A 17,437-nucleotide genomic window follows, 5' to 3' on the forward strand; every position below is an offset into this window, starting at 1 on the left:
TGTTCGCAAGCACGGGCGCGCAGGTGGCGTGTTCCCGAGCGAGTCGGCCCTCGGGAGGCGGCGATGCGGAGCATGTCGCGGCTCCGCTTGCGCCGCTGGCTGGATCAACGCGTGCCGACCACGTCACGCCACGTGGCCGTTCGATCTCGCCCCGTTCACGACCCGCGGCTGCCCAGCGGGACGTCGCGCGACGATCCGCGCTGGACGAACCGGTTCCTTATCGCCGTCCCGGGCCATGGGCGGAGGGACCGATGGCCGCCTGGGCCATCTCGGACAACACACCCTCGGATCCGGGTACCGGCGCCGGGCCCATTCCCCCGCCGTCGCTGGCTGTCTCGCCTGCGGATGTCGCGGCGGAGGTCGCACCGGCGTCCTGTTGCGGCAACGCGGGCGGGTCGAGTCATAACCTCGTGATGACACGGTTGCAGCTGGGGCGTTATGGCTGGATTCCCGCGCTTGCCCTGTCGCTGTGGGGCGTCGGATGGCTGGCCAGGTTTCGCCGCCGGCGCGATGCACGCATCGCGATACCCGGGGCCTTGCCGCCACCGTCCCGGCAACGGCCTGTCGTACTTGCCCTGACCTGGGATGGCTCGGTGATGCGCCACGGGCTTGCGGATGCGCGCCCCAAGACACCAAACATGGAGGCTTCGATGAGGCCGGACCGACACGATGCTGGCGAGAGCGCCTCGCCGCATGGCAATGCACCATCGCCCGAGAGGGCGCAGCCGCCCTCGGCCGTTTCGCATGACTCCATGCTGCAGGGGGGCGTTCTGTCGCAGGAGATCCTTCTTCGGCGTGCTTCGGCGCAGGGCCTGTTCACGCGGACACCGTTCCTGCCGGTCGCCGCTGTGCAGGGGGAGTTGTTCGGGCAGCCTGCCGGCTCGACGTGGGTACGCCCAGCGCAGCTTGATCCTGGCAGCCTTGCAGGAAGCCTCGATGCGCCTGGCCCCGCGCTTGAAGCGCCTGGTGATGCGATGACAGGGACGCACCCCGTCGCCGCTACCCCAGCGCCCGCGGTGGATGGCCGGCCGTATATGGACAACATCCCCGCGCCGGACGCTGACGTGCACGCTCCGCCGTTCGAAGCGGAAGCAGAACCGGATGAATGGGTGGTGGCGAGTGTGCTCGACGAACGTATCCAGGCCTTGCGCGAGATCCCGCCCATGGAGCGGGACGCAAAAGCCCTGCGGGCACTGGGTGAGGCCTGTCATCAGCGTGCGCTGATCGGACCGCATGTCGACGATGACCTCCTGGCCGAGGCGGAGGCGGCGCTGCGCATCGCCGTGAGCGAAGAGGCGCGGCCAGATGCCGAGTCCGTATGGGAGCTTCAGCGCGTGCTCCGGGTGGTGCCGACTGGATGGGGGCCGAAGCGCGTTGTGCCGCGGCTGCTGGAGGCGCGCGACTTGTTGGCAGGGGGCTTGGCGTTTTCGCCTGGCCATGCGGCATGGCGGGGCGCACTCCTGCAAGCGGAACTGCAGTATGCGCAGCATGCCAGCCCGCATGTGGGCGAACGCCGTCTTCGTCTACGGGAGTTGCATGCCGCTTGGGCGGCGCCCGAACAGCGGCCGGAGTCCGTTGCGTTGCTGGTGCCGTGGATCGATGTGCTCTGTGCCATGGCAGAGTCGGTCACCGGCAGAATGGCTGCGGATCGCTATGCGGAGGCGGGCATCGTGCTTGAACGCCTGCATGTGCAAGGCGATGAACGCGCCTACGCGCGGGCCTTCGCGCGCATTGGCTTGAGCCGTGCCATGCGCGAGCGGCATGCGGCGCGGACGAACTTGCTGGATGACACCGAGGCCGTGCTGGCCCCATGGGTGGATTGCGATCGAGGACTGCGCCTGCAGGCGTGCCGGATTGCGCTGGCCCGCGCCCAGGAAGCCGCCCCCGAGGTCGCGTTGCGCTGCTACCAGCAGGCGGTGGAACTGGCTCGGCCACTGACCGCCGTTCCCACCTTGGCCATCGATGCATTGCGCTGCATGCTGGCGGCGTTGCTTGCGCTCGGCGAAGAAAAGGAGCGCGTGGTGTACGCTAGGTGCCTGGAGGTGGTGGTCGATTCCAGCGATGCACTGTCGCTGCAGTTGCTGGCGGAGAGTGGCTTGCGTGCGGGCGATCACCGGCGCGGTTGCCTGTATGCCGAGCAGGCCTGGCGCGCGGGTGCCGTGTTGCCATCGCACGTGCTCAGGCAATGGCAGGAAGCGCAAAGCGCATGGGCGGCGCTGGAATCGGGCTCCATGGAAGCCCGCCGGAACCGTCATTGCCTGCGGCTGGCAGCCAGTGTGCCCGGCGAGCGGGCATGCGTGGCGTTCTAAGGGTGGCGGTCGCAACCGCCCGCGCCCCGGCGTCAGCGGATGATCATGTCCAGGATCACGTTGTCGCCCATCGACACCAGCAGATAGCTGCCGCCGTCGCGCACCCAACGGTAGCCATACGGCGGCGGCGCCAGACGGTAATGGCTGTAGTCGTTGACGATCAGCAAGGGACCGTCATAGCGATTGCCGCGCCCCCAGCGAGGGCGGCCTTCGTAACGGCGATCGCTGTAGTAACGATGCTCCCAGTGGCCGTGACCGTCTCGGTCACGGCGCCCATCGTCGCGGTCATGCCAGCCGCCGCGATCATTGCGGCCGTGGTCATGCCATGGGTCAGCCAGGGCGGCGTTGTTACCAACCAGCAAACCCAGGGCAATCCATGCGCTGGAAAGCATCTTCATCGCGGTCTCCTCGGTGGCACTGCCGCCGCCCCGGGCGTTGGTCAGGCAGCGGTATCGTAGGAATCTGCGTCTGAACGTCGAGGGTGATTTCCTGCGGCATCCATGCGAGCTTTCAGGCGTGGCTCATGCAGGTGAACCGGTCAGTCAGCAAGGAGGATAGGGATGGCCGTGAGGGTCTTGCTGGTGCTTCTGTCGCTGGCGCTGGTGGCTTACGGCGGCATATGCCTCTTCATGGTGCTGGGCCAGCGCCAGCAGGTGTATCACCCCGAGCCCACCTGGCGGGTGCAGCAGGCGCCGGACTTCGAGCTGGATCGCAATAGCGTCCACCTGCGGGGCTGGGTGGTGAACCCGGGCCATGCCAAGGCGCTGCTTTACTTCGGTGGCAATGGGGAGCGCGTGGAGGACGCGCGCGGCGATCTCTCGCGCTGGTTGCCCGACCGCACCATCTATCTGCTGGCCTATCGAGGGTATGCGGCCAGCGACGGCACGCCCAGCGAAGCGGCGCTGGTGGACGATGCGGTGGCGCTGTTCGACCGGGTGGCGCCACGCCACTCCACCGTGGCCGTGCTGGGGCGCAGCCTGGGCAGCGGTGTGGCCGTGCAGCTGGCGGCGCGGCGTCCGGTGGAGCGGCTGGTGCTGGTGACGCCGTTCGACAGCCTGGTACGGGTGGCCTCGGGGTACTTTCCGTGGTTGCCGGTGAATGCCCTGATGCGTGAGCGCTACGAGTCGTGGCGTTATGCGTCGGCCCTCCGCTGCCCGGTGCTGGTGATCCGTGCCGAGCAGGACGAGATCATTTCCGCGGTGCGCACGGCCGCGCTGATCCAGGCCTTCCCGCAATCACCGCTGGAGCAGGTGGTGGCCGATGCGGGGCACAACACCGTGCAGGACTACGCGGATTACCGCGTAGCCCTGTCGCGCTTCCTGCAGTGAGGATCAGCGCGCGAACGGCGCCAGTCGCGGTGCCACCAGCGTATTCTTGAGGTTCACGTAGCGGGGCAGGCCGTCCTTGCCGTAGGGCAGCGGTGCCTCGCCCTGGATCAGCGGGGCCAGGTAGCGCCTCGCGGCGGCGGTGATGCCGAAGCCATCGCGGGTGAGGAAGCCGGCGGGCATCTTCTTTTCGCGGTTGGCGATTTTCGACAGCGGCGCAGGCTCGATCTTCCAGCGGTACGGCGCATCGCTGCTGCGCACGATCACCGGCATCACCGCATTCATGCCCTTCAAGGCGTAGTCCACCGCCGCGGTGCCCACGGCGTAGGCCTGCGCGGCATCGGTGGCCGAAGCGAGATGGCGTGCCGAGCGCTGCAGATAATCGGGCAAGGCCCAGTGGTACTTGTAGCCAAGCTTTTCCTTCACCAGCGCAGCGAGCACCGGCGCCACGCCGCCCAGCTGCGCATGGCCGAACGCATCGCGCGTGCCGGCTTCGGCGAGGAACTGTCCCTCGGCGTTGCGGATGCCTTCGGAAGCCACCACGGTGCACCAGCCCACGCGTTCCACCGTGGCCTTCACCTTGGCCAGGAACGCCGCCTCGTCGAACACGCGCTCGGGGAACAGGATGAGGTGCGGCGGCGCATCGGCGCCTTCGCCGGCCAGGCCCGAGGCCGCGGCGATCCAGCCAGCATGGCGGCCCATCACTTCGAGGATGAACACCTTGGTCGAGGTGTCGGCCATCGAGGCGACATCCAGGCTCGCCTCCAGCGTGGAGACGGCGGTGTACTTGGCCACCGAGCCAAAGCCGGGGCAGCAGTCGGTGACGGCCAGGTCGTTGTCCACCGTCTTGGGCACGCCGATGCAGCGGATGTCGTAGTTCAGCGCCTTGCCCAGCTGCGAGATCTTCAGCGCGGTATCGGCCGAGTCGTTGCCGCCGTTGTAGAGGAACCAGCGGATGTCGTGCGCGCGGAACACTTCGATCAGGCGTTCGTATTCGGCGCGGTTCGCCTCCAGCGACTTGAGCTTGTAGCGGCACGAGCCGAAGGCACCGCCCGGCGTGTGGCGCAGTGCGGCGATGGCGGCCTTCGATTCCCGGGTGGTATCGATCAACTCCTCGCGCAGTGCACCGAGGATGCCGTTGTGCGCGGCATAGACCGGCACGCCCTTGGCGCGGGCCGCGTCGATCACGCCTGCCGCGGTCGCGTTGATCACGGCGGTGACGCCGCCCGACTGGGCATAGAGCAGGCGGCCTTTGGGCTTGGAGGTCGACTTCATGGGGTTCCATCCGGCAGGGCGAGGTAGCCGTGCTCATCAAACACGAAGTACGGGTTGAATGCGAACTCCCACAGATGACCGTCCGGGTCGGCGATGTAGCCGGAGTAACCGCCCCAGAAGGCCTCCTCGGGCGTCTTCATCGGTCGCGCCCCGGCCGCGACGGCCGCCGCGAACCAGGCATCGACCTCGTCGCGGGAGACCGCATTGCGGGCCAGGGTCACGGCGGCGAAGCCGGTGGGCAGGTCCTCGGCCAGCGCGTCCTCGGCCAGCGCCTCGCGACCGTACAGCGCCAGTACGCTGCCCCCGCCCTTGAGGAAGATGATGTTCTCGTTGCTCACCGAGGAGGCGTGCCAGCCCAGGGTTTCGTAGAAGCGCCGGGAGCGCGCGAGGTCGCCCACGCCGAGGGTGACGATGTGGATCCGGGGTGCCGTCATGGTCGATTCCTTCCGCCAGGGAAGCCCTGGAGCTTAAACCCGCGACGCCGCGCCGCATGCGTGACAAACGCGTGTCATCACTAAATCTTTTCACAACAATGGCTTGGCGTCGCCGTGAGCGTCGCGTGGTTTGACGTCATGGGCCGCAGAAGCTAACTTGGACGCCAATTTTCCTGCACTCCGCGGGCCCGCAGCGTGCGGTGACCCGGGGACACCTTGGAGCACTATGCGACTCGTCCTACTTGGTCCGCCCGGTTCGGGCAAAGGCACCCAGGCCACGCGCCTGAAGGTGGAACTCGGCGTGCCGCACATTTCCACCGGCGACATGCTGCGCGCGGCGGTGGCCGCGGGTACGCCCACCGGCCTGAAGGCGAAGGCGGTGATGGATGCCGGCCAGCTGGTGTCCGACGACATCCTGCTGGCGATGCTGGAAGAGCGCCTCTCGCAGGACGACGTCAAGGGCGGCTTCATCCTCGACGGCTACCCGCGCAACCTGGCCCAGGCCGATGCGCTGGATCACCTGCTGGCCAAGATCGGCCAGCCGCTGGACGCCGTGGTCAAGCTGGACGTGCCCAACGAGGCGATCATCGCCCGCTGCGAGATCCGCTTTGCCGCCGAGCACCGCAAGGACGACGATCCGGCGGTGGTGCGCGACCGCCTGAAGGTCTACGCCGAGCAGACCGCGCCGGTGGCGGAGTTCTTCGCCCGCCGCGGCAAGCTGCAGGTGGTGGACGGCGTGGGTGAACTCAACGAGGTCACTGCGCGCATCAAGCGTGCACTCTCGGCCGAATCGGCCGCCGCCAACGGCTGATATCCCCGGGCCGCCGCAAGGCGGCCCGCTGTTTTCCGGGGGCTGGCCCTGCGTGGCGGCCCTGGCTTCATCGAACGGGTTACCGATGCGTCTGCATATCCTGGGCATCTGCGGCACCTTCATGGGCGGCGTCGCCGCGCTGGCGCGCGAGCTTGGCCTCGCCGTGGAAGGTTCCGATGCCAACGTCTATCCGCCCATGAGCACCCAGCTGGAGTCGCTCGGCATCCACCTGATGGAAGGCTATGCGGCCGCGCACCTGCAGCCGGCGCCGGACCTGGTGGTGGTGGGCAATGCCATGGTGCGCGGCAACCCCGCGGTGGAATACATGCTCAACGAGCAGCTGCGCTACATCTCCGGCCCACAGTGGCTGGGCGAGACGCTGCTGCCGGGGCGCGAAGTGCTGGCGGTGGCCGGCACGCACGGCAAGACCACCACCACCAGCCTGCTGGCGCACCTGCTGGAAAGCGCCGGGCTGGCGCCGGGCTTCCTGATCGGCGGCGTGCCGGGCAACTTCGACGTGTCGGCGCGGGTGGGTTCGGGCAAGCCGTTCGTGATCGAGGCCGATGAGTACGACAGCGCGTTCTTCGACAAGCGCTCGAAGTTCGTGCACTACCGCCCGCGCGTCGCCATCCTCAACAACCTCGAATACGACCACGCGGACATCTTCCCCGACGTGGAAGCGATCGAGCGGCAGTTCCATCACCTGGTGCGCACGGTGCCGGCCAACGGCCGGCTGATCGTCAACGCGCACGACGCCCATCTGGCCAAGGTGCTCGCCATGGGGTGCTGGACGCCGGTGGAAACCTTCGGCATCGGCCAGGGCGACTGGCAGGCGCAATTGCTGGAAGCCGACGGCAGTGCCTTCGTGGTGCACCGTGCCGGCGAACGCCTGGGCGAAATCCACTGGTCGCTGCTGGGCAACCACAGCGTGATGAATGCGCTCGCCGCGCTGGCGGCGGCCACGGCGGCGGGCGCCGACCCGCGCGCCTTGCTGCCGGCCTTCGCCGGCTTCCAGAGCGTCAAGCGACGCATGGAAGTAGTGGGCGAGGTCCAGGGCGTGCGCGTGTACGACGATTTCGCCCATCACCCCACCGCCATTGCCACCACGCTGGCGGGCCTGCGCGCCAAGGTGGGCAAGGCGCGCATCGTGGTGGCGCTGGAGCCGCGTTCGAATTCCATGCGTCTGGGCGCGCACGCCGACGCACTGGCGCCGTCGCTGGCCGATGCGGATGCCGTGGTGTTCCTGCATCGCCCTGAACTGCCGTGGGATGCCAGCCGCGTCACCGGCGCGCTCGAAGGCCGCGGCAGCACCGTGCCCAGCGTGGATGCGTTGATCGCCGCGTTGCGTTCGCAGGTGCAGCCCGGCGACCACGTGGTGTTCATGTCCAACGGCGGTTTCGAAGGCGCGCCCCGGCGCTTTGCGGCAGCCCTCAAGGCCTGATCCGTCCGTCCCCCCGCGGGAGCGCACCCTGTGCGCGAACGGCACGTGTCGCCGCACCGTGACGCTGCACGAGGGGACGGGGTGGACAGGCTAGACTGGGCGGCATGGCAGCCAAATCTCCCACCCGCGACCTGCCCCTGTTTCCGCTGTCCGCCGTGCTTTATCCGGGCGGGCAGATGCCGCTGCGCATCTTCGAGCAGCGCTACCTGGACATGGTGCGCGAATGCGCACGCACCGGCAGCCCGTTCGGGGTGTGCCTGATCCTGGAAGGCCAGGAGGCCGGCGAGCCGGCTACGCCGGCCGCGGTGGGCACGCTGGCGAGCATCATCGATTTCCACAATCGCGAGGATGGCCTGCTCGGCATCCTGGTCGAAGGCGGCGCGCGGTTCCGCGTGGCACGTACGCGGGTGCGTTCGGACGGACTGGTGCGCGGCGACGTGGAGGTGTGGGCCGAGGAGCCGGGCCAGACGGTGCCGGTGGAGTTGTCGCTGCTGCCGTCCATCCTCGAACGGCTGGTCGAGAACATGGCGCCGCAGTGGCGGCATGCGCCCAGGCATCTCTACGATGATGCGGGCTGGGTGGGTTTTCGCCTTGCCGAGCTGTTGCCGCTGCATGCGGATGAGCAGCAGCGCATGCTCGAACTCACCGATCCGCTGCGCCGCCTGGCCGAACTGCGCGACATCCTCCCGCGATTCCAGCGCGCCTGATACCGCACGCGCAGCAGCGCACCCGGTGGCGGCGCCGTAACGCGCCGCAGGCTTTTCGCACACAGGGTGCGCTCCTACACTGGGGGTTTCCCGACTACGGCGGAACCACGCATGGCTAGCCTCGCAGGCAAGACCCTGTTCATCACCGGTGCCTCGCGCGGCATCGGCCTGGCGATCGCACTGCGCGCCGCGCGCGACGGCGCCAACATCGCCATCGCCGCCAAGAGCAGCGTGCCCAATCCCCGGCTGCCAGGCACCATCCACAGTGCCGCCGCCGAGATCGAGGCCGCGGGCGGCAAGGCCCTGCCGATCAAGTGCGACATCCGCGAGGAAGACGAGGTGCAGGCCGCGGTCGCCGCCACGGTCGAGCGCTTCGGCGGCATCGACATCCTGGTCAACAACGCCAGCGCGATCTGGCTGGCCGGCGCGCTGGACACGCCGATGAAGCGCTTCGACCTGATGCAGCAGGTCAATGCGCGCGGCAGCTTCCTCTGCGCGCAGGCCTGCCTGCCGCATCTGCTCAAGTCGGCCAACCCGCATATCCTCACGCTGGCGCCGCCGCCGTCGCTCGATCCCAAGTGGTGGGCGCCGCACACCGGCTACACGCTGGCCAAGATGGGCATGAGCTTCGTGACGCTGGGCCTGGCTGGCGAGTTCGGCCCCAAGGGCGTGGCAGTGAACGCGCTGTGGCCGCGCACCATCATCGCCACCGATGCGCTCAACATGATTCCGGGCGTGGCGATCGAGCGCTGCCGCAAGCCGACCATCGTGGCCGATGCGGCGCACGCCGTGCTGACGCGTCCGGCCAAGGGCTTTGCCGGGCATTTCCTCATCGACGAGGACGTGCTGCGCGAAGCCGGCATCACCGACCTGGCCGCGTACGCGATGGATCCCGCCCAGCCGCTGTTGCCCGACCTGTTCCTGGACTGAGCGCCGTGAGCTGTCCGTTCTGCGAGATCGTCGCCGGCCGGCTGGAAGCCAGCGTGGTCGCGCAGAGCGAGCACTCGCTGGCCTTTCTCGACCTGCGCCAGGCCGTGCCTGGCCACGTGCTGGTGATCCCGCGCCAGCACGTGGCGGACATCCACGCCATCGACCCCGAGCTGGCGGGCGATGTGATGCAGCTGGGCGTGCGCGTGGCCCAGGCGCTGGGCCGGCTGCTGCATCCACCCGGGATCAACCTGTGGCAATCCAACGGGGCCGCTGCGGGGCAGGAGGTGGGGCACTTCCACCTGCACGTGCAGCCACGGCGCGTGGCCGACGGGCTGTTGCGCGTCTACCCGCACGGCCTGCCGGCAGCCACCCCGCGCGACGCGCTGGAGCAACTGGCCGCGCGCATCCGCGAGGTCTTTTCCCCCTGACGGCGCATCCCCGGCGCCACGGAGTACCCCCATGAAATACCTGCACACCATGGTCCGCATCCGCGATGTCGACGCCAGCCTGCGTTTTTACTGCGAGGGGCTGGGTCTCGTGGAAAAGCGGCGGATGGAAAACCCGGGCGGCAAGTTCACCCTGATCTTCCTCGCCGCCGCGGGGTCGCCGGAGGCCGAGATCGAGCTGACCTACAACTGGGATTCCACCGAGGACTACGGCACCGCCCGCAATTTCGGCCACCTGGCGTTCCGTGTGGATGACATCTACGCCACCTGCGCCCGCCTGCAGGCGATGGGCTACACCATCAACCGGCCGCCCCGGGACGGCCACATGGCCTTCGTGCGCTCACCTGACCTGATCTCGGTGGAGCTGCTGCAGGACGGCCAGCTGCCGCCCCAGGAGCCCTGGGCGTCGATGCCCAACACCGGCGTGTGGTGATTTCCGGCAGCCGCGATGGATCTTGCGAGACTCCGCAGCGCCTTGTGGCCTGGTTTCGCAAGAGTCCGTCACTAGGCCATTGGTGTTAGGCGGCCGCCGCTACCCCCGCTTCTGTTCGACGGATCTGGCCCATTTGTGGGGTAACCGTCACGCGCAGAGTTGTATATTGTGTGATGCATATCACATTTATGCAGCGTTCGCGGGGTAGGTTGTCGCGACGGGCGTGGTAACCGGGGGGTGGCCAGCATGGGTTGGCTGCGACCGGCCGAAACCTGTGACCCTTATCAGGGGAAGGGGAGGGAGCCATGGCTGTTATGAGGGAGGAAGCCAGACGCTGCGTCGTCTGGTTCGGACAGCCCGCCGAGGAAGAGCGGGCCGGGCTGTCCAACGCGGGCTGGATCATCCGCGTGGCCGATGCCAGTACCCAGAGCGGTGTTGGCATGCGTAACAACGATACGGTGGTGGCGCTGGCCGACCTCAGGCACGGCGACCTCGCATCCACCTACGCCATGGCCCAGCTGATGGCCGACCACCCGTGGCTGCCTTGGGTGGCGCTGATCGCGCCGGACATGCCGGTGCACGAGCCGCTGATCGACCGCGTGCTCGAGGCCAGCATCGAATACTTCAGCACGCCGGTGAATGTCGACCGTCTGGTCGAAACGCTGGCGCGCATCGGCGGCAACCAGCCGGCCACCCCGGAACCGGGCGATATCGGCGTCACCGGGCGCAGCGCCGCGATCGGCCTGGTGGTGGCCAGCATCCGCAAGTACGCGCCGGTGGAGCTGCCGGTGTTGATCACCGGCGAAACAGGTACCGGCAAGGAAGTGGCCGCGCGTGCCCTGCACGGGCTTTCGGCGCGCGCTGAGCGGCCGTTCGCGGCCATCAACTGCGGCGCACTGCCACCGAACCTGGTGCAGTCCGAACTGTTCGGCCATGAGCGCGGCGCCTTCACCGGCGCCAACGCGCGCCGCATCGGCCATTTCGAAACCGCCGCCGGCGGCACCGTGTTCCTTGACGAAGTGGGCGACCTGCCGCTGGATGCGCAGACCAGCCTGTTGCGCTTCCTGCAGGAAGGCACGCTGGAGCGCGTGGGCAGCAGCCAGCTGATCAAGCTGGACGTGCGCGTGCTGGCGGCCACCCATGTGGACCTGGAGAAGGCGGTCGAGCAGGGCCGTTTCCGCGAAGACCTGTATTACCGCCTCAACGTGCTGCGCCTGCGCATGCCGGCGCTGCGCGAACGCGAGGACGACGTGCTGCTGCTCGCGCAGCGCTTCCTCGACGCCTTCCGCGAACAGCACGCCAGCCGTGCACGCGGTTTCAGTGCCGGCGCGCGCCGCGCGATGCTGGAGTTCGCCTGGCCCGGCAACGTGCGCGAACTGCTCAATCGCGTGCAGCGCGCCGCGGTGGTGGCGGAGGATCCCTTGATCAGCGTGGAAGACCTGGATCTCTCCGACGTGCTCACCCGCCAGGCCGCACGTTCCAGCCTCGGCAGCACCCGCGTGGCTGCCGAACGTGATGCGGTGATCGCATGCCTGCGCGAGAGCCGCTTCAACGTGAGCGAATGCGCGCGGCGCCTGAAGGTCTCGCGCGTCACCATCTATCGCCTGTGCAAGAAGCACCAGCTCGCGCTCGACGAACTGCGTTGAAGGGGAGTCCCTGCAGACGGTCGCGGCCGTTGGGTCGCGGCCGTTTTGCTATGGCGGGGGAGTCGGCGCGACCGGAGTGAGTGGCGGATGCTCGCCCAGTTGTGGCTGGTTGGGCGCCTACCCAGCCACGTTGCTGCAAGCACCCGCCACTCACTCCGTTCCACGCACTCGCCTTGCAGCGGGCTGGAAAGGAAGGCCCCCGGCCCGCAGGGGTCGGGCCGGGGGCTTCCATTGGTGCCCCGGCCACAGGGGTTGCCGGGTTACCGCCCTCGTTGCCGCCTCGCGGCGGAAGACTGCTGGAACTGCCTGCCCACGCGATGGTGGGTGCGCCAAAGAAGGTTCCCGTTGCCAGCTGCGATGTCCGCGCCGACCTTGCCCTGGACCATCCAAGGGCATCGCCAGTCCGCCGCCGTGGATATCCCTGCCACGGTGTTCGGTGCGTTGTCGCAGCTGGCCCTTCCCCCTTCCCGCCTGTACGGTGTCAGTGCAGCAAGTGCTGTGCCAGATGCCACGAATGGCGCAGTGGCGCGGTTTGCCGGCTGCCAGTGTCGGTCAGGCGGGCGAGCGGGCGTCTTGGCGGCGTTACAGCCGGCGGCCCCGCCGGGCGGGCAAATGCCCGAGAAATGGCGTGGTTATGCGCTTTGAGGCGGGGGTAACGGGTGGGACACACGGCGCCATCGAAGTTGACACCCCAGCTGCCGCGGGCGCCCGCCGTGCAATCGCCGGGCCCAGGGCTTAGGATGCATGACGCGCCGCGTCAGGCGGTGCGCTTCCCCACTTCGACCCCATATAACCCCAAGGCGCCGCCTTTCCCGGCAGGCCCGGAGTCTCGACATGCACGCGCAAGACCCTTCCGCCCAGTCCCTGATCGATCTCGGCAAGCGCTACTGGCTGCCGGTCTATCGACCGCGCGACGTGGTGCTGGACCACGGCAAGGGCTCGCGCGTGTGGGACACCCAGGGTCGCGAGTACGTGGACCTGGGCGCCGGCATCGCGGTGAACGCGCTGGGCCACCAGGACCCGGACCTGCTCGCCGCGCTGACCACGCAGGCGCACAAGCTGTGGCACACCAGCAACGTGTTCTACAGCGAGCCGCCGCTGCGGCTGGCGGAGGAACTGGTGGCCGCCTCGGGCTTTGCCGAGCGCGTGTTTCTGTGCAACTCCGGCACCGAGGCCAACGAGGCCGCGATCAAGCTGGTGCGCAAGTGGGCCGCGTCCCAGGGGCGCGATGCCGCCAAGCGCGTGATCGTCACCTTCCGCGGCTCCTTCCACGGCCGCACGCTGGCGGCGGTCACCGCCACCGCGCAGCCCAAGTACCAGGAAGGCTACGAGCCGCTGCCGGGTGGTTTCCGTTACCTCGACTTCAACGACGTCGCCCAACTCGAAGCCGCGTTCGCCCACGGTGACGTGGCCGCGGTGATGCTCGAGCCGGTGCAGGGCGAGGGCGGCGTGCTGCCGGCCGCGCCGGGCTTCCTCAAGCGTGTGCGCGAATTGTGCGACCAGCACGACGCGCTGCTGGTGCTGGACGAGATCCAGTGCGGCATGGGCCGTACCGGCACCCTGTTCGCCTACGTGCAGGACGGTGTGCGTCCGGACATCGTGACCCTGGCCAAGGCCCTTGGTTGCGGCTTCCCGATCGGCGCGCTGCTGGCCGGTCCCAAGGTCGCCGAAACCATGCAGTTCGGCGCGCACGGCACCACCTTCGGCGGCAATCCGCTGGCTGCCGCCGTCGCCCGCGTGGCGCTGCGCAAGCTTTCCTCACCGGAGACGCTGGCCAACGTAGGACGCCAGTCGCAGGCGCTGCGTGATGGTCTGGCCCGCATCAACGAAGAGCTGGACCTGTTCGAAGAAGTGCGTGGCCGTGGCCTGATGCTGGGCGCCGTGCTCAAGGACGCCCACAAGGGCAAGGCCGGCAGCATCCTCGATTTCGCCGCCGGCCATGGCCTGCTGGTGCTGCAGGCAGGCCCCGATGTGCTGCGTTTCGTGCCGCCGTTGAACATTTCAGACGCGGACGTGGCCGAAGGCCTCGCACGCCTGGAAGCCGCGCTGCGCGCCTACCTCGCGGCCTGATCCTCCTGGCCCGGCAGGAGCGTTGCGCTCCTGCCATGGCATCACCTGCCCTCGATCAGGGCAGGCCGAATGGCCGGAGTGCTGCGTGCAGTCCGGCCAGGTCGACGAAATGATGGGCGTGCAAGCCGGCTCGCCGCGCGCCTTCCACATTGGCGATGTTGTCGTCGACGAACAGCGTCGTCGCAGGGGCCATGCCCAGCGCATCCAGACAGTCGAGATAGACCCGCGCGTCGGGCTTGCGCGCCCCGAACTGCGCGGACGCGAACGCGCGCCCTTCGAACAGGGGAAACAGCGGTGGCGCGATGTATGGCAGCTGTCGTGCCATCAGCACGCCGTTGTTGGTGAGCAGGGCCACGGTGAGGTGCCTGCCGAGCCTCTCGGCCAATGCCAGCACCTCGGGGCGGATGCGCGTGGCGGCACGTCGTGCCGCCGTCCATGCTTCCTCGCTGATGCTGCATTCGAGCCACGCACCCAGTGCGGCGAGGTAGGCGCCGGCGTCCAGCGCGCCGCTGTCGCCCGCGTCCTCGATGCCCGATTCGTAGATCGCCGCCTGCACCGCTTGCGGGCTGCGACCCAGGGCTTCGGCCAGCGTGCGCACGCGCACGCTGCGATCGTAATCGGCCAGCACGTCGTCCAGGTCGAACAGGACGCAGTGCAACGCCGTGCTCATCCGGCGCGGGCAGCCCGCAGCGCGCCGCGTGCGGCGTCGAGCGTCTGGGCGATGTCATCCTCGCTGTGCGCGCTGGAGACGAAGCCCGCCTCGAAGGCAGACGGTGCCAGGTACACGCCACGCTCCAGCATGCCGTGGAAGAAGCGGTTGAACATCGCTGCGTCCGCCGCGGTGGCCTGGGCGTAGCTGTCCACCTTCCCGCCGGTGAAGAACAGGCCGAACATGCCGCCCACGCGGTTGGTGGTGAACGCCACGCCTTCGCCATCGGCGATCGCCTGCAGGCCATCGGTGAGCAGGCGCGTGCGCGCGGCCAGCGCTTCATAGAAGCCCGGCGCCTGGATCAGCTCGAGCATGGCCAGGCCCGCGGCCATGGCCACCGGATTGCCCGACAGCGTGCCGGCCTGGTAGATCGGGCCCGCCGGAGCCACCTGCTGCATCAGCTCGCGGCGACCGCCATAGGCGCCCACCGGCATGCCGCCACCGATGATCTTGCCGAAGGTGGTGAGGTCCGGCGTCACGCCGTAATAGGCTTGCGCACCGCCGAGGGCCACGCGGAAACCGGTCATGACCTCGTCGAAGATCAGCAGCGCGCCGTGCCGGGTGCACAGCTCGCGCAGGCCCTGCAGGTAGCCGTCCTTCGGCGGAATGCAGTTCATGTTGCCGGCCACCGGCTCGATGATCAGGCCGGCGATGTCGTGGCCATGCTCCTCGAACAGTTGCACCGCGGCATCCAGGTCGTTGTAGGTCAGGGTCAGCGTGAGGTCGGCACTCGCCTTGGGTACGCCCGGCGAAGTCGGCACGCCAAAGGTCAGCGCGCCCGAACCGGCCTTTACCAGGAAACTGTCGCCATGCCCGTGGTAGCAGCCTTCGAACTTCACGATCAGGTTGCGACCGGTGGCGCCGCGCGCCAGGCGGATCGCCGACATGGTGGCCTCGGTACCCGAATTGACCATGCGCACCATGTCGATCGACGGGATCAGCCGCGTGATGATCTCGGCCATGGTCACCTCGGCCGGGCAGGGCGTGCCGTAGGAGAGGCCGTTCTTCACCGCGCGCTCCACCGCCTCGCGAACGTGCGGATGGTTGTGGCCGACGATCATCGGGCCCCACGAGCCCACATAATCGATATAGCGCTTGCCTTCGACATCCCACAGATAGGCGCCATCGGCGCGCGCCGTGAAGAACGGCTCGCCGCCCACCGACTTGAAAGCGCGCACCGGCGAATTCACGCCGCCCGGCATCAGCTGCAGTGCGCGTTGGAAAAGCTCATGGTTGGTGGTCATCGTGGGCAATCTCAGTGCGAATGGAAGAGTTGGGCGAAACGTGCGGCGGCACCGCGCACGTCCGGGTCGCCGAAGACGGCGGAGATCACCGCCAGGTAGTCGGCGCCGGCATCGATCAGGGGGCCGCCATTGTCCGGCGTGATGCCACCGATCGCCACCCGAGGCAGTCCCAGCGCGGCGGTCTGTCGCAGCAGGTCGAACGATGCACGGCGTGCATGCGGCTTGGTGGGGGAGGGGAAGAACGCCCCGAACGCCAGGTAATCCGCGCCCGCCGCGGCCAGCTGGAAGGCGCGCTCGGCCGAGTCGTAGCAGGACACCCCTATGATGGCCTCGGGTCCGAGCTGCGCCCGCGCGGCGGCGATGTCGCCATCCTCCTCGCCCAGATGTACGCCATCGGCGCCGGCGGCCATGGCCAGCGCCACGTCGTCATTGACGATCATCGGCACCTTGCGGGCAACGCACAGCGCACGGATCGCCCGGGCCTCGGTCAGGCGGCGGGCATGATCGGTGGTCTTGTCGCGGTATTGCAGTAGCCTGGCACCGCCGGCCAGGGCCAGCGCCACCACTTCCAGCAGGTTGCGGCGCGGGCCATCGGTGATTACGTACAGGCCGCGGCCCTTCAGTCGTGCATGCATCGGGTTCCATCCTGAAAACGAGCGCCATACGCTTTCGCATCGGCGGGGGAGTTGCGAGAATGACTTCTTATTTTCCACATCAAGCAGTCCAGCGATGAATCAGAGCTCCAACGAAACCGGCACCCTGCGCAAATGGATGTGTGTCGTTTGCGGCTTCATCTATGACGAAGCGGCAGGCCTGCCCGATGAGGGCATCGAGCCGGGCACCCGCTGGGCTGACGTCCCCGATACCTGGACCTGCCCGGACTGCGGCGCGACCAAGGAAGATTTCGAGATGATCGAAATCGACTGAACCGCTCCTGCTTGCCTCGAAACGGCCCGATTCCGTCATCGTACGGACCGGGCCGTTTGTTTAGATAGCTCCTGCAAGCCCGACCCCGGGGTTTGCGACCTGCAGGAGCAGCACCATGCAACAGTTCATTCCGTTCGAAGACGACTGGGACGCCCTGGAACAGCTGCGTCCCGAAATGCTCGTCCCGTATCACGTCGGCGTCCCATGCCGCCACGATCTTGCCGCGGCCATGCCCGGTGCGCCGCTTGCAGCACCCTCTGGCGCCACTTCCCTTGTCACGCCGATACGCCAGCCACTCGTGGCAACCGCGGCGCGACGCTGAATCCGCAGCGGTGCGGGCAGCCGGGCCCGCGTCCCATCCAAAGATGGAGCTTTCGCGCCATAGCTATATATATGGGCGATGACGCGACGACACACGCCTGCGTTGGTCGTTCGAGCGGCTAGGCGAAGTCGATCATCACGGGGCCATGCGCCCGAATCGTGACAACCATGCGGCCTGCGGCCGATGTGCGGCGCCGAATTGTCACGGATGTGAAAAAAAATCGTGTTGACCCCTTCCCAGATCCGGGAGGCCACGCTATTATTTCCCTCCTGCCCCGACGAGATGTTCATCCTCGAAGGGGTCCAGCAGAAAACACCGAAGCAAAAAGATTTTCGCTGAAGGTGTTGACGGACTGGAAAGATGATGTAAGATGAGCGGCTCACTCGGAACGAAATGTTCCAACGCTGA

At 68.1% G+C, this 17,437-nt stretch carries 18 protein-coding genes; 12 read left to right on the forward strand and 6 right to left on the reverse strand.

The features are described from left to right. Positions 1-251: 251 nt before the first annotated feature. Positions 252-2,309: a hypothetical protein gene (locus DVU99_RS19850; protein WP_157971488.1), complete on the forward strand. Its 2,058-nt coding sequence runs from the start codon at positions 252-254 to the stop codon at positions 2,307-2,309. A gap of 32 nt (positions 2,310-2,341) precedes the next feature. Here DVU99_RS19850 and DVU99_RS18950 read toward each other — a convergent pair whose 3' ends face one another. After that, a complete protein-coding gene (locus tag DVU99_RS18950) occupies positions 2,342-2,707 on the reverse strand; it encodes an RcnB family protein (RefSeq protein WP_114241792.1) in 366 nt (121 codons plus the stop codon). A 162-nt stretch (positions 2,708-2,869) separates the two neighbouring features. Here DVU99_RS18950 and DVU99_RS18955 point away from each other — a divergent pair, with 162 nt between their 5' ends. Beyond that, positions 2,870-3,637 carry an alpha/beta hydrolase gene (locus tag DVU99_RS18955; protein ID WP_114241793.1) on the forward strand — a complete coding sequence of 256 codons (768 nt, stop codon included), beginning with the start codon at positions 2,870-2,872 and terminating at the stop codon, positions 3,635-3,637. A 3-nt stretch (positions 3,638-3,640) separates the two neighbouring features. Here DVU99_RS18955 and DVU99_RS18960 read toward each other — a convergent pair whose 3' ends face one another. Beyond that, positions 3,641-4,909, reverse strand: coding sequence for a 6-phosphofructokinase (locus tag DVU99_RS18960; RefSeq protein ID WP_114241794.1), 1,269 nt, complete (start codon positions 4,907-4,909; stop codon positions 3,641-3,643). After that, positions 4,906-5,343: a VOC family protein gene (locus DVU99_RS18965; RefSeq protein WP_114241795.1), complete on the reverse strand. Its 438-nt coding sequence runs from the start codon at positions 5,341-5,343 to the stop codon at positions 4,906-4,908. The genes DVU99_RS18960 and DVU99_RS18965 overlap by 4 nt, the downstream gene beginning before the upstream one ends. Positions 5,344-5,569: 226 nt before the next feature. Here DVU99_RS18965 and DVU99_RS18970 point away from each other — a divergent pair, with 226 nt between their 5' ends. The 8 genes from DVU99_RS18970 to DVU99_RS19005 all read left to right on the forward strand — a co-directional run bounded on the left by DVU99_RS18970 (position 5,570) and on the right by DVU99_RS19005 (position 13,827). After that, positions 5,570-6,154, forward strand: a complete 585-nt coding sequence (locus DVU99_RS18970) for an adenylate kinase (RefSeq protein WP_114241796.1) — start codon at positions 5,570-5,572, stop codon at positions 6,152-6,154. Positions 6,155-6,239: 85 nt separating this feature from the next. Next, positions 6,240-7,595, forward strand: coding sequence for a UDP-N-acetylmuramate:L-alanyl-gamma-D-glutamyl-meso-diaminopimelate ligase (mpl, locus tag DVU99_RS18975; protein ID WP_114241797.1), 1,356 nt, complete (start codon positions 6,240-6,242; stop codon positions 7,593-7,595). Positions 7,596-7,699: 104 nt separating this feature from the next. After that, on the forward strand, positions 7,700-8,302 hold the full coding sequence (locus tag DVU99_RS18980) for an LON peptidase substrate-binding domain-containing protein (protein ID WP_114241798.1): 603 nt from the start codon (positions 7,700-7,702) through the stop codon (positions 8,300-8,302). 111 nt (positions 8,303-8,413) lie between these two features. Next, entirely contained in the window at positions 8,414-9,232 is an 819-nt protein-coding gene (locus DVU99_RS18985; protein WP_114241799.1) for an NAD(P)-dependent oxidoreductase, read from the forward strand. Positions 9,233-9,237: 5 nt separating this feature from the next. After that, positions 9,238-9,660, forward strand: a complete 423-nt coding sequence (locus DVU99_RS18990) for an HIT family protein (protein WP_114241800.1) — start codon at positions 9,238-9,240, stop codon at positions 9,658-9,660. Positions 9,661-9,691: 31 nt separating this feature from the next. Beyond that, the gene (locus DVU99_RS18995) at positions 9,692-10,111 is read left to right on the forward strand and encodes a VOC family protein (RefSeq protein ID WP_114241801.1); all 420 of its coding nucleotides are present in this window, start codon (positions 9,692-9,694) and stop codon (positions 10,109-10,111) included. Positions 10,112-10,416: 305 nt separating this feature from the next. Continuing rightward, positions 10,417-11,757, forward strand: coding sequence for a sigma-54 dependent transcriptional regulator (locus tag DVU99_RS19000; protein WP_198670390.1), 1,341 nt, complete (start codon positions 10,417-10,419; stop codon positions 11,755-11,757). Positions 11,758-12,591: 834 nt separating this feature from the next. Then, a complete protein-coding gene (locus DVU99_RS19005) occupies positions 12,592-13,827 on the forward strand; it encodes an acetylornithine transaminase (RefSeq protein ID WP_114241803.1) in 1,236 nt (411 codons plus the stop codon). Positions 13,828-13,882: 55 nt separating this feature from the next. On the opposite strand, the gene DVU99_RS19010 is transcribed toward DVU99_RS19005, so the two are convergent. From DVU99_RS19010 to thiE, 3 genes are read right to left on the reverse strand one after another with little or no spacing between them, the layout of a single operon-like run. Further along, complete coding sequence (locus DVU99_RS19010; RefSeq protein WP_114241804.1) at positions 13,883-14,497, reverse strand: HAD family phosphatase; 615 nt, start codon at positions 14,495-14,497, stop codon at positions 13,883-13,885. Beyond that, positions 14,494-15,780: a glutamate-1-semialdehyde 2,1-aminomutase gene (hemL, locus tag DVU99_RS19015; RefSeq protein WP_114241805.1), complete on the reverse strand. Its 1,287-nt coding sequence runs from the start codon at positions 15,778-15,780 to the stop codon at positions 14,494-14,496. Before hemL ends, DVU99_RS19010 begins: the two co-directional genes overlap by 4 nt. A gap of 11 nt (positions 15,781-15,791) precedes the next feature. Beyond that, positions 15,792-16,415 carry a thiamine phosphate synthase gene (gene thiE / locus DVU99_RS19020; RefSeq protein ID WP_114241806.1) on the reverse strand — a complete coding sequence of 208 codons (624 nt, stop codon included), beginning with the start codon at positions 16,413-16,415 and terminating at the stop codon, positions 15,792-15,794. Positions 16,416-16,509: 94 nt separating this feature from the next. Here thiE and DVU99_RS19025 point away from each other — a divergent pair, with 94 nt between their 5' ends. After that, positions 16,510-16,707 (forward strand): rubredoxin, encoded by a 198-nt coding sequence (locus tag DVU99_RS19025; protein ID WP_114241807.1) that lies wholly within the window; start codon positions 16,510-16,512, stop codon positions 16,705-16,707. 115 nt (positions 16,708-16,822) lie between these two features. Beyond that, entirely contained in the window at positions 16,823-17,029 is a 207-nt protein-coding gene (locus tag DVU99_RS19030) for a hypothetical protein (protein ID WP_114241808.1), read from the forward strand. Positions 17,030-17,437 lie beyond the last annotated feature (408 nt).

The sequence above is a fragment of the Dyella sp. C9 genome, from assembly GCF_003332825.1.
Taxonomy (GTDB): Bacteria; Pseudomonadota; Gammaproteobacteria; order Xanthomonadales; family Rhodanobacteraceae; genus Dyella.